Origin of the sequence: Celeribacter naphthalenivorans (assembly GCF_020524585.1) — a bacterium.
GTDB lineage: Bacteria > Pseudomonadota > Alphaproteobacteria > Rhodobacterales > Rhodobacteraceae > Celeribacter > Celeribacter naphthalenivorans.
Genome location: NZ_JAIVLK010000002.1, coordinates 16809 through 33448 on the forward strand (window position 1 = coordinate 16809; position 16640 = coordinate 33448).

Annotated in this window: 14 protein-coding genes; 7 read left to right on the forward strand and 7 right to left on the reverse strand. The window is 60.5% G+C overall.

The genetic code is table 11. The annotated features are described in order from the left end of the window. Positions 1-37: 37 nt before the first annotated feature. A complete protein-coding gene (locus tag LC094_RS03670; protein ID WP_226550378.1) occupies positions 38-1315 on the reverse strand; it encodes an O-acetylhomoserine aminocarboxypropyltransferase/cysteine synthase family protein in 1278 nt (425 codons plus the stop codon). Between the two features lie 378 nt (positions 1316-1693). Here LC094_RS03670 and arsC point away from each other — a divergent pair, with 378 nt between their 5' ends. Next, a complete protein-coding gene (gene arsC / locus LC094_RS03675; protein ID WP_226550379.1) occupies positions 1694-2035 on the forward strand; it encodes an arsenate reductase (glutaredoxin) in 342 nt (113 codons plus the stop codon). On the opposite strand, the gene LC094_RS03680 is transcribed toward arsC, so the two are convergent. Further along, positions 2019-2771: a helix-turn-helix transcriptional regulator gene (locus LC094_RS03680; protein WP_226550380.1), complete on the reverse strand. Its 753-nt coding sequence runs from the start codon at positions 2769-2771 to the stop codon at positions 2019-2021. The two genes, arsC and LC094_RS03680, sit on opposite strands and share 17 nt — an antisense overlap. A 116-nt stretch (positions 2772-2887) precedes the next feature. Here LC094_RS03680 and LC094_RS03685 point away from each other — a divergent pair, with 116 nt between their 5' ends. The 3 genes from LC094_RS03685 (at position 2888) to LC094_RS03695 (ending at position 5059) form a co-directional block, all read left to right on the forward strand. After that, on the forward strand, positions 2888-3517 hold the full coding sequence (locus LC094_RS03685) for a glutathione S-transferase family protein (RefSeq protein WP_226550382.1): 630 nt from the start codon (positions 2888-2890) through the stop codon (positions 3515-3517). Positions 3518-3574: 57 nt separating this feature from the next. Continuing rightward, positions 3575-4192, forward strand: a complete 618-nt coding sequence (locus tag LC094_RS03690) for a flavin reductase family protein (protein WP_226550383.1) — start codon at positions 3575-3577, stop codon at positions 4190-4192. Between the two features lie 69 nt (positions 4193-4261). Then, positions 4262-5059, forward strand: a complete 798-nt coding sequence (locus LC094_RS03695; protein WP_226550384.1) for a heme-dependent oxidative N-demethylase family protein — start codon at positions 4262-4264, stop codon at positions 5057-5059. Here the strand turns inward: LC094_RS03695 and LC094_RS03700 are convergent, their stop codons facing one another. Together LC094_RS03700 and acnA are read right to left on the reverse strand one after the other, a co-directional pair. Continuing rightward, entirely contained in the window at positions 5060-5770 is a 711-nt protein-coding gene (locus LC094_RS03700) for a tetratricopeptide repeat protein (RefSeq protein ID WP_226550385.1), read from the reverse strand. A gap of 120 nt (positions 5771-5890) precedes the next feature. Then, the gene (gene acnA / locus LC094_RS03705; protein WP_226550386.1) at positions 5891-8638 is read right to left on the reverse strand and encodes an aconitate hydratase AcnA; all 2748 of its coding nucleotides are present in this window, start codon (positions 8636-8638) and stop codon (positions 5891-5893) included. Between the two features lie 336 nt (positions 8639-8974). On the opposite strand from acnA, the gene LC094_RS03710 reads away from it, so the two are divergent. The 3 genes from LC094_RS03710 to LC094_RS03720 all read left to right on the forward strand — a co-directional run bounded on the left by LC094_RS03710 (position 8975) and on the right by LC094_RS03720 (position 13494). Further along, positions 8975-11764 (forward strand): bifunctional aconitate hydratase 2/2-methylisocitrate dehydratase, encoded by a 2790-nt coding sequence (locus tag LC094_RS03710; protein ID WP_226550387.1) that lies wholly within the window; start codon positions 8975-8977, stop codon positions 11762-11764. Between the two features lie 183 nt (positions 11765-11947). Next, complete coding sequence (locus tag LC094_RS03715; RefSeq protein ID WP_226550388.1) at positions 11948-12751, forward strand: DUF1223 domain-containing protein; 804 nt, start codon at positions 11948-11950, stop codon at positions 12749-12751. Positions 12752-12846: 95 nt separating this feature from the next. Then, positions 12847-13494 (forward strand): hypothetical protein, encoded by a 648-nt coding sequence (locus LC094_RS03720; protein ID WP_226550390.1) that lies wholly within the window; start codon positions 12847-12849, stop codon positions 13492-13494. Here the strand turns inward: LC094_RS03720 and LC094_RS03725 are convergent. The 3 genes from LC094_RS03725 to LC094_RS03735 form a co-directional block, all read right to left on the reverse strand. After that, positions 13491-14423: a lysophospholipid acyltransferase family protein gene (locus tag LC094_RS03725; RefSeq protein WP_226550391.1), complete on the reverse strand. Its 933-nt coding sequence runs from the start codon at positions 14421-14423 to the stop codon at positions 13491-13493. The two genes, LC094_RS03720 and LC094_RS03725, sit on opposite strands and share 4 nt — an antisense overlap. Next, on the reverse strand, positions 14420-15325 hold the full coding sequence (locus LC094_RS03730; RefSeq protein WP_226550392.1) for a DMT family transporter: 906 nt from the start codon (positions 15323-15325) through the stop codon (positions 14420-14422). The genes LC094_RS03725 and LC094_RS03730 overlap by 4 nt, the downstream gene beginning before the upstream one ends. Before the next feature lie 193 nt (positions 15326-15518). Then, positions 15519-16565, reverse strand: a complete 1047-nt coding sequence (locus tag LC094_RS03735) for a flagellar motor switch protein FliG (RefSeq protein ID WP_226550393.1) — start codon at positions 16563-16565, stop codon at positions 15519-15521. Between the last annotated feature and the right edge of the window lie 75 nt (positions 16566-16640).

Here is a 16640-nt window from a genome sequence, read left to right on the forward strand (position 1 = left end):
AACACGGCGGGTTTTGCGTTTTTGTCGTTGCGAAGGATCAGCTCAGTGCCTGATCCAGATCGCCGATCAGGTCGTTGGCATCTTCGATCCCGATGGACAAGCGCAGGATGTTCGGGCCAGCGCCCGCCTTGATCTGTTCTTCCGGCGTCAACTGGCTATGGGTCGTGGAGGCCGGGTGGATGACCAGCGAGCGGGTGTCGCCCAGGTTCGCCACATGCGAGAACAGCTTGAGCTTGGCAACGGTGTCGACACAGGCGTCATAGCCGCCCTTGAGCGCCACGGTAAAGAGCGCACCGGCGCCGCGCGGGCAGATGCGGGTCATGCGGTCGTAATAGCTCGACGAGGGCAGGCCGCTGTAGGTCACGGCCTCGATCCGATCATCGCCTTCGAGCCAATTCGCGACCTCGCGGGCGTTCTGAACATGTTTCTGCATCCGCAGCGACAGGGTTTCGATCCCCATCAAAGTGTAATGCGCCGCCTGCGGGTTCAGCGTCATGCCGAGATCACGCAGCCCCACGGCGATGCCGTGGAAGGTAAAGGCGAGCGGGCCGAAAGTCTCATGGAAATCAAGGCCATGATAGGCGGGTTCGGGTTCGGAGAGCGACGGGAATTTGCCCGAGGCGGACCAATCGAAGGTGCCGCTGTCAACGATGCAGCCGCCGGTCACGGTGCCATTGCCGGTCAGATATTTCGTCGTGGAATGCACCACCAGAGTGGCGCCATGGTTGATCGGGTTACACAGGTAAGGCGTCGCCGAGGTGTTGTCGACGATCAGCGGAATGCCCGCCTTGTTGGCGATCTCGCCCAACGCGTCGAGGTCCATGATCGCACCTGTCGGGTTGGCGAGGCTTTCGCAGAAAATCGCCTGGGTGTTCTCGTCGATCGCGGCACGGACGGCGTCGAAATCGTCGAAATCCACGAATTTGGCCGACCAGCCAAAGCGTTTGAAGGTCTGGGTGAATTGCGTCAGCGTGCCGCCATATAGACGGGTCGAGGCGACGATGTTCTTGCCCGGCGCCATGAGCGGGAAGAGCGCCATTATTTGGGCGGCATGTCCGGAGGAGCAGCACACGGCACCAGCCCCACCTTCGAGGGCGGCCATGCGATTTTGCAAAGCGGCCACGGTCGGGTTCGTCAGGCGCGAATAGATGTAGCCGACCTCTTCGAGGCCGAACAGCCGCGCAGCGTGGGCCGCGTCTTTGAAGACATAGGCCGTGGTCTGGTAAATCGGCACCTGACGCGCGCCGGTCGCCGGGTCCGGTTCCGTGCCCGCATGCACTTGGATCGTGTCAAAGCCTTGTTTTTTATCGGACATTTTGTCCTCCCTAATCGCAAAATCCCTGCGACATTACGCGCGGGGGGATGTCCTTTCAACAGGGAGTCTGCGCAACAAGATCATGAGCGTGATTCAACGGCTCTACGTGTCTGCGACGTGTCCGCAATTTTGCCATCACCCGGCAAGGATCATGAGCGCGAAAAAGGGCAGAAGAAGCATCAGCTCCGTGAGGGGGAGCGGGCTTTGCGGCAACGGGATATGGGACATGATCTGTTTCATGCTCCTAGGCTTACAGGGCAATGGTTAACCAAAACTCACCTTAAGCAACGTGAGAGGGAAACAATAAGTTTCTCTTTTGTTCTTGTTGTCTGTACGCCGCCCAAGGCGCAGGTTAGGCGCAACGAAGAGGTGCCTGAGATGACAACGATTTACCACAATCCCCGCTGCTCCAAATCGCGCGAGACGCTCAAGCTGATCGAGGCGGAAGGCATCACGCCCGAGGTCGTGCTCTATCTTGAAACGCCCGTGTCGCGCGAGAAACTGGCGGAGTTCGTGACGCGTTCCGGTCTGCCTGCGAGCGCGTTTCTGCGGGCGAAAGAAGATGAGGCCAAGGCGCTCGACGTGACGGCAAATTCCGACCCGGAGGCGATTCTGGACGCCATCGCTGCGCATCCGCGTTTGATGGAACGGCCGATTGTGGAGAGCGACAGGGGCGTCGCTTTGGGCCGGCCGCCCGAAGCGGTCAGGTCCGTGTTGTAAGCCCTTCTTCCGCCATGATCCGACGCCCGTCGTCGCAGGCGGGGGAGATCTGGTAGCGTGCGCGCAGCTCAGACATATAGTCGCGCAGCATCGGCACGCGGCGCGGGCGGAAGAATTCGTCGCCCAAGGTGAGCGACTGGATTGATCCCACGAGAAACTGCCGAAACGCGCCGCGCAAACGACAATGGGCGAGCAGCATCAGCTCTTGATCGAGATAGACAATCGCCAGAGGCCAAATTGTGCGCGTGCTCTCTCGTCCCTCCCGGTCGCGGTAACGCAGGTGCAGGGCGCGTTCCTCCCAACAGGCTTGGCGAATGAGGGAAAGGTCGGCTTCGTACTGTTTTTGTGGCTGATACCGATGCACCAACCCCACAGAATGTTCGATATGTGCGCGTTTCGTCTCAGGCAGACTGGCGGTGATCTTACTCAGCGCATCGCTTGCGGCCTGGGATAGCGCCGGATCTCCGCGCAGGCGCACCTCGGCCAGGCCCAAGACCAGAGCCTCGATTTCCAGCTGTGACAGGCTTTGCGGCGGCAGGGCGTAATCCTCGGTCAGGGTATAGCCAAATCCCGCCTCTCCCTCGATCCGCGCACCGGCACAGCGCAATGCTTCAATGTCGCGATAGAGCGTGCGTTGTGACACGCCCAGCTCCTTTGCCAAGAGCGTCGCCGTCACCGGCGGGCGCAGGCTTCGCATGAGATGCATGAGGCGAAACAGGCGATCCGATTTGGCCATGGGGCCTCCTTTTCGATCCGGCTTTGATCCGAAGGTGCCAAAGCTCTGCTGACGGTTTCTGACAGCAGGAACCTGCCATGGTCCGCCTCAATTGCAAAGTCCTGAGAGGAAAGATCATGCTCACCCTTTACCACGCCCCCAAATCGCGCAGCTCGCGGATCGTCACGTTGTTGATGGCGCTCGACGCGATGTCGGAGGTGGACATCCGCCTCACCGATATTCCGCGTCAGGACGGCTCTGGCGCGCGCGATCCGAACAACCCGCATCCCGAGGGCAAAGTGCCGCTTCTGGTCACGGAAGACGGCGAGATGATCCGCGAAAGCAATGCGATCATGCTCTATCTGACCGACCGTTTCCCCTCCGATCTGGCGCCCGCTGTCGGGGCGCCGGGGCGGGGCGCCTATTTGAGCTGGCTGTTCTGGTACGGCAATGTGTTGGAACCCGCCTATGTCCATCAGGTCGCGGGCCTTTCGCACCCGGTGCTGACGGCCACGTTCCGGGGCATGCCAGAGGCGGTGGCCTATCTGGTGGCCGGGCTTGGTGAGGGGCGTGAGTTTCTCATGGGCGATCACTTTAGCGCCGCCGATCTGTTGATCGCCTCGCCGTTTTTGTGGTTCCCGGAGGCGACGCCGGACGTTCCCGTGATCCGCGATTGGGTGGCGCGCTGTGGGGCAGAGCCTGTGATGAAAGAAACGGCGAGTTTTGATGCCAAGGCGCTTCAAGACATGGGGCGTGTCCCCGTTTGATGGACTTTCCAGTCGTCCTGTGTCTCTCTGGCGGCATCCACGCCAGAGAGACATGAAATGCAGTTCGATTTCACCACGCTTCCCGCCCGCGACCGCTATCGTTTGCTGACGAATTTCGTCGGCCCGCGTCCCATCGCGCTTGTGACGACGGTGAACCCGGACGGCAGCGCGAACGCCGCGCCTATGAGCTTTTTCAATGTGATGTCGTCCGAGCCGCCGCTTTTGGTTCTGGGCATCGCCTCCAAGCCGGAGCAGGAAAAAGACACCGCCGCCAACATCCGCCGCACCGGCGAGTTTGCCATTCACATGGTCGATAAGGCGCTCTCAGAGGCCATGTTGATCGCCGGTCTTGCGGTGCCGACGGGGGTCGATGAATTGGCTTTGGCGGGGGTGGAGACGGAGGCCTGTACGATGATCTCCGCGCCGCGCATCACCGGCGCGTCCTGTGTGTTCGAGTGCAAGACCGAGCGGTTGCTCGACTGGCCGAACCGCGTTCTGGTGATTGGCGAGGTGGTGCAGATGCATGTGCGGCGCGACTGTCTCGATGCCGAAGGGCGTTATGTGAACCCGGCAGTGTATCAGCCCATCGCGCGGCTGCATGGCGACAATTACGTGGGCTCAGACGCGCAATTCGTGCTCACCGCGCCGCCGATTGAGACGGTCTTCAAAGGCTAGGGGGCTGGTCTCAAGGTTGCGCGGATCTGGTCCCTTCCGGTGCCGGGAAATCCGGTGCAGCATGTCGTCATGGAGCCGATTCTACAGACAAAACTGAGCTTTGCCCCCTGGGCCGATCCCCGCACGGCGCGGCTGCCGGGGGTGATCCCCTTTGAGCTGGACGACTGGCTTGAGGTGGACACGGCTTACGGGGCGCAAATGGCCTTGCGCGATCATTTGATTGCCACGATGCCGGAAGAGGTCATCGCGCTGGATGACAGTGCGCGGCCGGCGGCTCTGGAATTGCTCGACATGATTTTAGGGCTTTTGCCGCGGCTAGGGTTTGTCGTCACACAGACCGAAGTTACGCGCCCCGGTGGTATACCCGTGCCGCTTGATCGCGACCGGCCAATGCACAGCTTGGGGCGGCTTTTGCAATGCGACATTTGCCTGATGCAGCCCGACCCGAGCGGCGCGACGGAAGAGAGCGTACTCACAGGCGGCGTGCTCTGTTTTCCCTCCGGTTGGCGGCTGCCCGAGAAATTCATGAAACCGATGCTGCGCATTCACCAACCGATCGAAGTCTACACCGCCGATCTCGCCGCGCGGGTGCAGCGGATGATGAATGGCGTGCAGGTGGGCCGGGGGCTGATGCGGGGCACGGCCTCGCGGTCAGACGCGCATCTCTGCGATCCGCGCTCCGAGGGCGAATACCGTCACGGCACGAACACGTCAAAATACATCCGGGTGGAGCGTCAAAGCCTTGTGCGTTTGCCTGAGACCCGCGCGGTGGTGTTTACGATCCACACGCAGGTCGTGTTGCCAGAGGCACTGACCCCGGACCAAGCCGCCGCGTTGGACGCGCGCCCGATCCGCCTCGCGGATTGATCACCACTCCTTTGAGAGCGTCAGAAACTTGGCGAGGCTGTCATCTTCGGGAAAGCGTTTTTGCGCGGCCTCAGCCGTGGCCATAGCCTCATCGATCCGGCGCAGTCCAACCAGCGCGATCGCCTTTTGTGTATAAAGCCGCGCGCTGGTTTTGGCGTGAAATTCCAGTCCGCGTTCCGCCACGACAAGCGCGTCTTGCGGGCGCTCCACGATGTTCAAAGCGCGGGCGTAGAAAGAGGTCACATCCTCGCTTTCACTGTCGAGATCCATCGCCGCGCCACAGTCCTCCACGGCCAATTCATCCTTGCCAAGCTCTTGGCGTACCACGCAGCGCGACAGATAACCCTGCATCGTCGGCGCCTGATTCAGCACCCGCGTGTATAGCCATTCCGCGGTCTTGTCATAGCCCAGCTCATGCCAGGTCCAGGCCAGCATGCGCTGGGTGTTGTGCGAGGGTTCCAGATGTTTCGCGCGGCGCAAGTCTCGGAGAGATTTTCCATTTTCCCCCAACTGCCGCCACGCCACCCCGCGCGCGGCCAGCGCTTCGGCCAGCTCATAGTCCGACAGATCGGTCTCAAGTGCGGCGGTGCAGGCCTCCACTGTCTCGGCCGGCTGCCGATTGGCGTTCAAACTGATACAGGTTTCATACTCCGCAGACGCCCCCTGTGCCCAGAGCATCATCCCACCTGTCAGAACCAATCCAAACCGCATGCCGTTCTCCTTTTGGAGAAACCTAACCCGTTTCCTTTGTTGCCGGAAATACTCAAAACAAAAGCCCCGCCGGTCTGGCGGGGCTTTCTCATTTCACAACAGGTGCGATTGGGCTTTCGCTTACGCTTTCGCCAGGTTCCGCAGCACGTAGTGCAGCACGCCGCCGTTTTCGATGTATTCGATCTCCGGCGCTGTATCGATGCGGCATTTGACCTTGATGGTCTTGGTCGTGCCGTCCGCGTAGGTGATCGCACAGTCGAGCGTCGCAAGCGGTTTCACCGTGTCGAGACCCAGAATGGTGACGGTCTCGTCGCCCGTCAGGCCCAGCGTTTTGCGCGTATCGCCGCCGGTGAACTCAAAGGGCACAACGCCCATGCCCACCAAGTTCGACCGGTGGATGCGTTCAAAGCTTTCCGCGATCACGGCTTTGACGCCCAAAAGCGCGGTGCCTTTCGCGGCCCAGTCACGCGAAGAGCCCGCGCCGTATTGTTCGCCGCCAAAGACCACCAAAGGCGTGCCTGCCGCCTGATAGGCCATCGACGCTTCGAACACGGAGGTCTGTGCGCCATCCGGGCCTTTGGTGTAGCCGCCTTCGACGCCGTCCAGCATCTCGTTCTTGATGCGGATGTTGGCGAATGTGCCGCGCATCATCACCTCGTGGTTGCCACGACGCGAGCCGTAGGAGTTGAACTCCCGCACCGGCACACCGCGCTCGGTGAGGTATTTGCCGGCAGGGGTGCTTTCCTTGAACGAGCCAGCAGGCGAGATGTGGTCGGTGGTGACCATATCGCCCAGAATGAGCATGACTTTCGCGCCTTCGATATTCTGGATCGTGCCTTTCTCGGCGCCCATGCCTTGGAAGTAGGGCGGGTTCTGGATGTAGGTCGATTCCGGCGGCCAGTCGTAGGTTTCGCCACCCGAAACCTCAACGCCCTGCCATTTCTCATCGCCTTTGAACACATCGGCATATTTTGCCTGAAACGCTGCGCGGGTCACGGTTTTCTCAACGAGTTCCGCGATTTCGGCGTTCGACGGCCAGATGTCTTTGAGGAAGACGTCATTGCCGTCCTTGTCTTGCCCCAAAGGTTCAGAGGTCAGGTCGATGTTCATATCGCCCGCCAGCGCATAGGCCACCACGAGCGGCGGGGAGGCGAGGTAGTTGGCGCGCACATCCGGCGAAATCCGCCCTTCGAAGTTGCGGTTGCCCGACAGCACGGAGGTGGCGATCAGGTCGCCTTCCGCGATGGCCTCGGAGAGTTCCGGCGCGATGGGGCCGGAGTTGCCGATACAGGTCGTACAGCCATAGCCCACGAGGTTGAAGCCCACGGCGTCGAGGTCTTCTTGCAGGCCAGCGGCCTCCAGATATTCGGTCACCACCTGAGAGCCGGGCGCGAGCGAGGTTTTCACCCAAGGCTTGCGGTTAAGGCCCAAAGCGCGGGCTTTGCGGGCCACGAGGCCAGCGCCGATCATCACATAGGGGTTCGAGGTGTTGGTGCAGGACGTGATCGAGGCGATCACGACGGAGCCGTCATGCAGCTCGTAATCCTGACCTTTGACGGCCTGAGATTTGTTGATGTCGACGGATTTGGTCGCGGCGGGGCCTTCGCCCACCATGTCCTTGGCGGCGTCGGAGACGTCGATGCCACGGTAATCGGCGACCACTTTTGCGAAAGACGAGGCAGCAGAGGTCAGCGCCACATAGTCCTGCGGGCGTTTCGGGCCGGAGATCGCCGGAACGATGGTGCCCATGTCCAATACGAGCGTCGAGGAATAGATCGGATCGTAATCCGTCCCACGCCAGAAGCCGTTTTCTTTCGCATAGGCCTCGACCAGAGCGATGCGGTCCTTGTCACGGCCGGTTTGCTCCAGATAGCGCAGCGTCTCGGCGTCAATCGGGAAGAAACCACAGGTCGCGCCATATTCCGGCGCCATATTGGCAATCGTCGCCCGTTGCGAAAGCGGCAGGTTGTCGAGACCGTCGCCGTAGAATTCGACGAATTTGCCGACAACACCGTGTTCGCGCAGCATTTCGACGACTTTGAGGACGAGGTCGGTGCCAGTGGTGCCTTCGACCATCTCGCCGGTGAGTTTGAAACCCACAACTTCGGGGATCAGCATGGAGATCGGCTGGCCGAGCATGGCCGCTTCGGCCTCGATCCCTCCGACGCCCCAGCCCAGAACGGCGGCGCCGTTCACCATGGTGGTGTGGCTGTCTGTGCCCACGAGCGTGTCGGGGTAGGCAACTTCCACGCCATCCGGGTCCGTGTCGGTCCAGACGGTCTGGGCGAGGTATTCGAGGTTCACCTGATGGCAAATCCCGGTGCCCGGCGGCACAACGCGGAAGTTCTCGAAGGCGGTCTGGCCCCATTTGAGGAACTGGTAGCGTTCCATATTGCGCTCATATTCGCGGTCCACGTTCATCTGGAAAGCGCGCGGGTTGCCGAATTCGTCGATCATCACAGAGTGGTCGATGACGAGATCGACGGGGACGAGCGGGTTGATCTTTTTCGCATCGCCACCCAGCGCTTTGATGCCATCGCGCATGGCGGCCAGATCGACCACGGCGGGGACGCCGGTGAAATCCTGCATCAACACGCGGGCGGGGCGGTAGGCGATCTCGCGCGGGTTCTGACCACCTTTGTCGGCCCATTCGCCGAACGCCTTGATGTCATCGGTGGAGACGGAAAAGCCGCCATCCTCGAACCGCAGCATGTTCTCCAACACAACCTTGAGCGCGGCGGGGAGTTTCGAGAAGGCCCCAAATCCGGCCTCTTCGGCGGCGGGGATGGAATAATAGGCGAGGGTTTTGCCGTTCACCTCTAATGTGCGGCGGGTTTTTGCGGTGTCTTGACCGACAACAACAGTCATGGGATGCCTCCGGGTCTTACTAAAACTGCGTGGCGCAACGGTCTGTTGCGCCTGACGTGGCTCTCTCAAGTCTTAGCGCATTCTGACGTCATGTCCATGACACGGCACGCAACAGGGGCGTGCAACAGGTTTGTTTCGATGGACAGGGCCGATGGCAGGGCGCTACAAGAGATTTGATCTGAGAGCGCTCGCATATCTTGCATCTGCGAAACGCTTCGTATACTTTTGCATACAAATAATTCGAGAGTCGGGAAATGCAAGTCTGCGCCGCCCGGATTTCGAGTTTTTCGTCACCAACTCGCATCTCAAATCGCATACCAAATCGCAGGGACCGTCATGAGCTTGTACACCGACTACCTAACCGAAATCGAAACGCGCAAAGGTGAGGGGTTGCACCCGAAGCCCATCGACGATGGCGCGCTGGTTGCGGAACTGATTTCCCTGATCGAAGACGAGGGCAACGCGCAGCGCAAAGACGCGCTGAACTTTTTCATCTACAACACCCTGCCGGGCACGACCTCGGCGGCGGGCGTGAAGGCGGCCTTCCTCAAAAAAATCGTGCTGGGTGAGGTTGCAGTGGCCGAGATTACCCCGGATTTCGCTTTTGAGCTTTTGTCCCACATGAAGGGCGGGCCGTCTGTTGAGGTGCTTCTTGATGTTGCGCTGGGCGATGATGCTGACCTCGCTGCGAAAGCCGCCGACGTGCTCAAGACGCAGGTCTTCCTCTATGAGGCCGACACCGACCGCCTGAAAGCCGCCTATGAGGCCGGCAATGCGGTCGCCAAAGACATCTTGGAGAGCTACGCGAAGGCTGAATTCTTCACCAAGCTGCCGGACGTCGAAGAAGAGATCAAAGTCGTCACCTACATCGCCGCAGAAGGCGATATTTCGACCGACCTTCTGTCCCCGGGCAATCAGGCGCACTCGCGTTCTGACCGTGAGCTGCACGGCAAATGCATGATCACGCCCGAGGCCCAAGCAGAAATCCAAGAGCTGCAAAAAGCCAACCCGGATGCCCGCGTCATGCTGATCGCGGAAAAAGGCACCATGGGCGTGGGCTCGTCGCGGATGTCCGGCGTCAACAACGTCGCGCTCTGGACCGGTAAGCAAGCCTCTCCCTATGTGCCCTTCGTGAACATCGCGCCGGTCGTGGCCGGGACCAATGGCATTTCTCCGATCTTCCTCACCACCGTGGGCGTGACCGGCGGCATTGGCCTCGATCTCAAGAACTGGGTCAAGAAAGTGGATGCCGATGGCAAGCCGGTTCTGGATGAGAACGGCGATCCGATCCTCGAGCAGGCCTACTCTGTCGAGACCGGCAAGGTGCTGACCATCAACTCCAAGACCAAGAAGCTCTATGACGCCGACGGCACCGAGCTGGCCGACATCGCTTCCGCCTTCACGCCGCAAAAGGTCGAGTTCATGAAGGCCGGCGGCTCCTACGCCGTCGTCTTTGGTAAAAAGCTCCAGACCATCGCCGCCGAAACCCTCGGCGTCGAGGCGCCGCTGGTCTTTGCGCCGTCGAAAGAGATCACCAAAGAGGGCCAAGGCCTTACGGCTGTTGAGAAAATCTTCAACCGCAATGCCGTGGGCGTTCTGGCGAAAGAGCCGCTTTTGGCGGGCTCCGACGTGCGTGTGAAAGTCAACATCGTTGGCTCGCAGGACACCACGGGTCTCATGACTTCGCAGGAACTCGAAGCCATGGCCGCCACCGTGATTTCGCCCTCCGTTGATGGTGCTTATCAGTCCGGCTGTCACACGGCGTCTGTTTGGGACAAAAAGGCTCAGGCCAACATCCCCAAACTCATGTCCTTTATGAACAAATTCGGCCTGATCACCGCGCGTGACCCGAAAGATCACTATCACGCCATGACCGACGTGATCCACAAGGTGCTGAACGACATCACCGTGGATGACTGGGACATCATCGTGGGCGGCGACAGCCACACCCGTATGTCCAAAGGCGTGGCCTTTGGCGCCGACTCCGGCACCGTGGCTTTGGCGCTGGCGACCGGTGAGGCGACCATGCCGATCCCCGAGTCCGTCAAAGTGACCTTCAAAGGCGAAATGAAGGATTACATGGACTTCCGCGACGTGGTGCACGCCACCCAAGCGCAGATGCTCAAGCAATGCGGTGACAACGTCTTCCAGGGCCGCGTGATCGAAGTGCACATCGGCACGCTTCTGGCCGACCAAGCGTTCACCTTCACCGATTGGACCGCTGAGATGAAGGCAAAGGCCTCCATCTGTATCTCCAATGACGAGACGCTGATCGGCTCTCTGGAGTTGGCGAAATCCCGTATTCAGGTGATGATCGATAAGGGCATGGACAACGAGGCGAAAACGCTTCAGGGCCTGATCGACAAAGCCGACAAGCGCATCGCGGAGATTTCTTCGGGCGCGAAACCGGCGCTGACGCCCGATGAGGGTGCGAAATACTTCGCCGAGGTTGTGGTCGATCTCGACCTGATCGACGAGCCGATGATCGCCGATCCGGACGTGAACAACGCCGATGTGTCCAAGCGCTACACCCACGACACCATCCGCCCGGTTTCCTATTACGGTGCCGAGAAGAAGGTCGATCTGGGCTTTGTCGGCTCCTGCATGGTGCACAAGGGCGACATGAAAATCGTCGCTCAGATGCTCAAGAACCTCGAGAAAGAGACCGGCAAGGTCGAATTCAAAGCGCCGCTCGTGGTGGCCGCGCCGACCTACAACATCATTGATGAGTTGAAGGAAGAGGGCGACTGGGAAGTGCTTCAGAAGTACTCGGGTTTCGAGTTCGACGATCTCTTCCCGAAGGCCAACGCGCGCACCGAGTATGAGAACACGCTCTACCTCGAACGTCCGGGCTGTAACCTCTGCATGGGCAACCAGGAGAAAGCCGCCAAAGGCGACACCGTTCTGGCGACCTCGACCCGCCTGTTCCAGGGCCGCGTTGTGGAAGACAGTGCCGAGAAGAAAGGCGAAAGCCTCTTGGCCTCGACGCCCGTCGTGGTGCTCTCCGCGATCCTCGGCCGTACGCCGACGCTCGACGAGTACAAACACGCGGTCGAAGGCATCGACCTGACCAAATTCGCACCGCCGCTTCAGGTGCCGAGCACGGCGAAATCCGCGCATTTCTGATCCGTCAGAGGTGAGAATTCAAAGGGGGCGGCACCTGAGGTGTCGCCCTTTTGCGTTCAAAATGGGGCGTGCGCCTGTGGCCCTCACGGCACGTTCAACGCCCTGTAACAGCATCTCGCAATTCCTTGATTGGCCTGAAACGCGCAATCGGCTTACATCTGTTGCGCAACCGACGGAGCCGACATGCGACAGATTTTTGCAGCGATGAGACCTTTTTCCCCCGCCCGCCTTCTGCGAGGCGGTGCTTTGGCCTTGGCTGTCGCGCTTCCCTTCGCCGCTCCGGGCGCTGCGCAAGACGCCCAGAGGCCGGGCAGCAAACCCCTCATCGTGGTCGAATTGTTCACCTCTCAGGGCTGTTCCTCCTGTCCGCCCGCAGATGCGATGATGTCCGAACTGGCCACGCGCGACGGCGTTTTGCCGCTCTCCTTGCATGTCGATTACTGGGATTACATCGGCTGGCGCGATCATTTCGCCAAGCCCGAATTCACCAAGCGCCAAAAGGCCTATGCCCATGCCGCGGGCAAACGCACGATCTATACGCCGCAGCTCATCGTGCAGGGCGCGGATCATCTCGTGGGCGCCAAGCCCATGCGCTTGGCCGATCTGATCATGCGCCATCACGACCAAACAGCAGCACCTGTGGCGCTTTCCGCGGCGCAATCGGGCAAAACGCTCAGGATCACCGCCGTGCCGATGGGGCCTTTGCCGCCCAATATGCGTTTGCAAATCGTGCGTTTCGATCCGCATGAACGTGTTTCGATCACCCGTGGTGAGAACGCAGGCCGTGAGGTGGATTACACCAATATCGTCACGGAATGGCGACCGCTGGCCGATTGGAGCGGGCAGGAGCCTCTGGCCGTTTCTCTGGATCTCGAAGGGCCTGAAAGTGCCGCCGTGCTGTTGCAAACGATCAGCCCCGCAGGCCCCGGTCCGATCCTTGCCGCTGTGCGCACAGATGCGCCCATGGGCCAAATCGCCTCGCAGTAACGTTTGCATTTTGGCGAATTGATTTAATTCAACGTAAAGGCTTAGCCGCTAACAAGGTCCCGATGTTGCACGCCGCAACCCTGCTGGAGACCAATATGCGCCTGATGCCCCCCCGTTTCTTTTCCTCTGCTCTCTCTGTGTTGCGGGCCTTCTGCGCCTCATTGGGTGTGCTCGGAGCCGCGAGCCTGTCGGCGGTCGCCGCTGAGCCGGAAGGTCTGGCGATCAGCCAAGAGGAGATCGCGCAGGTGCTTCGGACATATTACGAAGAGGAAATCGCCGAATTGGTGCAGGAGCCCGCTATTCTGGGGGCCATTCGCGCGCAAAATGAACGCATGCAGGGGCTGACAGAGGCCGAAATCATCGATCTCGATCAACAGTGGCGCGCGCAGGTGGGCGAGACGGATCGTCCCATGGTCAATGCTGTGGTCGAAGGCGCGGTGGCGGAGCGTTTGCTGCATAAAATCGCCCGCGCCGGTGGTGTGATTGCGGAAATATTTGTCATGGATGCGCAGGGGCTGAACGTCGTTGCTGCGGCGGCGACCTCGGATTACTGGCAGGGCGATGAGGCCAAGTTCCAGAATTCCTTTGGCGCTGGCAAGGATGGCATGGAGATTGGCGAGATTGAATTCGATGCCTCGATCGGCATTTCACAGGCACAGGTCTCGGCCACCATCGTGGATCCGGCCACGGGCGAGCCGATCGGTGCTGTGACGGTGGGGGTTGTGGCGGATTTGCTGCTTTAAGAGGCGCGATCTTGCGCGGCTTCTTTGGCCAGAGCTTTCGCCAAGCGCTCTGGCTTCCAGCGGCGGTGAATCCAGAACCATTGTTCCATATGCTGGCGCGTGATGGCCTCAAGGCTGTCGTTCAGCGCCTGCGCCATATCTTCCGGCGTGCCATGTGGGATGGGGGCTTCGACTTGCACCCGGAAATTCAGCCCATCCTCTTCGCGCACGCCATAGATCGGCACCAGAAGCGCGTCGTATTTCAACGCCAGCTCCGCCGCTGACAAGGCGGTGCGGGCCGGTTTGCCGAAAAACGTCAACATCGCGCCTTGGTGGACATAGACGTCGGAGAGAAAGCCGATCATCCCGCCGGATTTCAGATGTTTCAACAGTTGCGCATAGCCTCTGCGCCCACGCGGAAACAGAGGCTGGCCGATGGTCCCGATGGCTTTCACGTAATGCACGTTGAAGAATTTGTTCTTCATCGGATTGTAGAGCGAGCCGACGTCATATCCATGGGCGATGAGCGCGGCGCGCGGCACGTCGTAATTGCCGAAATGCCCGGTGTGCAAAATGACCGGGCGGCGCGTGTCCCGCGCTTCACGCAGAATCTCGGCGCCGGGGCCATCAAAGCGGATGTCTTTCATCTTGGCGATGAATTCCGGGCCGGAATAAATCTCGATCAGGGTGCGACCCGCATTGTCCGGCACGGCGCGCATCAGGCGTTTGACCTCGGCCTCGGGCAGATCGGGCAGGACGTGATGCAGGTTCTCGCGCACGCGGTTGGTATAACCCGCCAGCGGGGCAAAAATGCGCGCCATGAACCAGCCCATGAAGCGCACGCGCGTCCGATAGGGCAAAGACAGTGCCAGTGCCAAAAGCCCACGCGTGGCGAGATTGCCAAGGTACTGCCCCAGCGTCCCTTCGATCTCTCCGCGTGTGATTTTCATGGCTGACCCATTTCTTCGGGCACGGGCGTCGCCGTGCCAGCCTTGCGTTCTCGGTGCCAGACATAGAGTGCGGCGGCCACGATCACAAGACCACCCAGAGCCGTCCAGAGATCCGGAAAACTGCCGAAGACGACATAGCCCAGACCGGCGGCGGCCAGAAGACCGAGGTGAGACGTGGGCGCGATGGCGGAGGCTTCGGTCACGGAATAGGCGCGGATCATCGTCAGTTGACCGAGGGTGCCCAAGGCGCCGATGGCGCACATCAGAGCCACAGCGGTCGCATCGGGGCGCACCCAATGGAACGGGACGATGAGGGTCAGAACACCCGCGCAAAACAGCGCGGAATAGAGCAGGGCGGTGATCGGGCCTTCCTTGAGGCCGATGTGCCGCGTCGCGAGGACGTAAGTCGCAAGGCAGGCCGCAGTGGCCAAGGGCCATAAAGACGCCGGGGTGAAAATCTCCGAGCCGGGGCGGATGATCATGAGCGCGCCGATCAGGCCAAAGGCAACGCCAAGCCCTCGGCGCACACCGACCTTTTCTTTCAGGAAAAGCGCCGCGCCCAGAGTGATCAGCATGGGCGACAATTCGGCGATGGCGGTCGCTTCGGCGAGGCCGAGATGTTGGAGCGCTGCAAAGAAAAACGCGGTGGCGCCAAGCTGCATCACGGCGCGCAACAGTTGCAGCCAGGGATGATCCGTCTTCAGGGCAGGGATCAACCGCGGCGCAAAGATCAGGATCAGCACCAAAAGCTGCCCGCCATAGCGCGCCCAAAGCACTTGGGGCAGGCTGACGCGCTCCCCCAAAAGCTTGGCGGTCATATCCATCGTGGCGAAAACCGTAACGGAAATCAGCATGTAAAGAATGCCGCGCGTCTGCGCCGGCAGGCGGGAAAACCAGATCATCCGGGCGACGCTAAGAGCGGCGCTGCCTTTTGTCCATATGAGGCGCCGCAAAGGCGGTCCGCATCACAGCCGTGCCCGTGTCTAAAGCGTTTCTCAAAAACTTGAGGCACTCAATTTTTGAGAAACGCAGCACTATCAATTCGGTGTGGCAATGTTTTTCGCTCAATCCGATTCAGATGAAACGAAAAACGCGTTAATCGTCGCCAGTCAAAAGGAAAATCTCGCCCGTGGCCTCAAGATCGCGGATTGCGGCGACGACGGCGTTCATTGCCTCTTCGGCATCCGTGTCCTTGACCTTACCGAGGTTCTCCATTTCTTCGCGCAAACCGTCGGCCATGCGTTTGGACATGTTGGACAGGATAAAGTCGGTGGAGGCGGCGGCCTCGCCGGTGGCGCCCGCGAGCGCCTTGATCAGCAGATCCTGCTCGACACCACGCACGACTTTGGCGACATCGCGCGCATCGATGCGGGTGGCGATATTGGCATAGGTGAAGATATTCTTGCGGACCTGTTCGGCGAAGTCTTTGTCGGTTTCATCCAGCCCCTCAAGCACCCCGTCACGGGTGCTCGACGAGGAGAAGTTGAGGATGGCGCCGACGCGTTCGGGCGGCTCGTCGGAGAAGGCCTGAGACGGTTGTGCGTCAAGCTGGGCCGCAAGTGAAATACCGATGCGCTGCACCACCTCCGGCGAGACCGAGGAGGTCAGAGAAATTGCATAGGCCACACGCCGGGCGCGCTCTCCGGGAAGCATGGACATAAGCTGCGCGGCTTTCGAGACCTTGAGTTTGGACAACAGCACGGCGCCCACTTCGACGCTTTCCTCCTGCAAAATGGGCAGGAGGCGGGCAATTTCGACATCCGAGATGCGTTGCCACGGGTCGCCGGTAAGCGAAAACCCAGCGTTCGAGCGCAGTTTCGAGGCGGTGGTGGCCGAGATCGTGCCATCGAGCACATGAAGCGCGCCCTCGAGACCGCCGGGGAAACTGAGCCCGATGGCTTCAAGCTCTTCGAGGAATTCCTCGACGACCGAGGTCAGCGTGGTTTTGTCGATATAGCGCAGATCGGTGAGCTGATGCGCCAGCTCAACCTGCATCTCCTCGGGGAAGGTCGCGAGCGGCAGTTTGACCTCTTGTGAGGCAAGAAGTTTGACGATGATCGCGGCCTTGGCCTTTTTCGAGAGCCGGGCGGGCATGCGCGACACGGGCGGTGGCAGGTCAAAGCCCCCACCAAAACCCCCCATGTTTCCCATGCCTCCCAAATCGGGCAGGGATCCCATATCGTCAGAGATTTGCGGCAATCCGTCCACGCGCGCCTC

Bases quoted from the DNA above. Each gene is read 5' to 3' on its own strand.
- LC094_RS03670 (WP_226550378.1), bottom strand. From the start codon at position 1,315: ATGTCCGATAAAAAACAAGGCTTTGACACGATCCAAGTGCATGCGGGC.
- arsC (WP_226550379.1), top strand. From the start codon at position 1,694: ATGACAACGATTTACCACAATCCCCGCTGCTCCAAATCGCGCGAGACG.
- LC094_RS03680 (WP_226550380.1), bottom strand. From the start codon at position 2,771: ATGGCCAAATCGGATCGCCTGTTTCGCCTCATGCATCTCATGCGAAGC.
- LC094_RS03685 (WP_226550382.1), top strand. From the start codon at position 2,888: ATGCTCACCCTTTACCACGCCCCCAAATCGCGCAGCTCGCGGATCGTC.
- LC094_RS03690 (WP_226550383.1), top strand. From the start codon at position 3,575: ATGCAGTTCGATTTCACCACGCTTCCCGCCCGCGACCGCTATCGTTTG.
- LC094_RS03695 (WP_226550384.1), top strand. From the start codon at position 4,262: ATGGAGCCGATTCTACAGACAAAACTGAGCTTTGCCCCCTGGGCCGAT.
- LC094_RS03700 (WP_226550385.1), bottom strand. From the start codon at position 5,770: ATGCGGTTTGGATTGGTTCTGACAGGTGGGATGATGCTCTGGGCACAG.
- acnA (WP_226550386.1), bottom strand. From the start codon at position 8,638: ATGACTGTTGTTGTCGGTCAAGACACCGCAAAAACCCGCCGCACATTA.
- LC094_RS03710 (WP_226550387.1), top strand. From the start codon at position 8,975: ATGAGCTTGTACACCGACTACCTAACCGAAATCGAAACGCGCAAAGGT.
- LC094_RS03715 (WP_226550388.1), top strand. From the start codon at position 11,948: ATGCGACAGATTTTTGCAGCGATGAGACCTTTTTCCCCCGCCCGCCTT.
- LC094_RS03720 (WP_226550390.1), top strand. From the start codon at position 12,847: ATGCGCCTGATGCCCCCCCGTTTCTTTTCCTCTGCTCTCTCTGTGTTG.
- LC094_RS03725 (WP_226550391.1), bottom strand. From the start codon at position 14,423: ATGAAAATCACACGCGGAGAGATCGAAGGGACGCTGGGGCAGTACCTT.
- LC094_RS03730 (WP_226550392.1), bottom strand. From the start codon at position 15,325: ATGATCTGGTTTTCCCGCCTGCCGGCGCAGACGCGCGGCATTCTTTAC.
- LC094_RS03735 (WP_226550393.1), bottom strand. From the start codon at position 16,565: ATGGGGGGTTTTGGTGGGGGCTTTGACCTGCCACCGCCCGTGTCGCGC.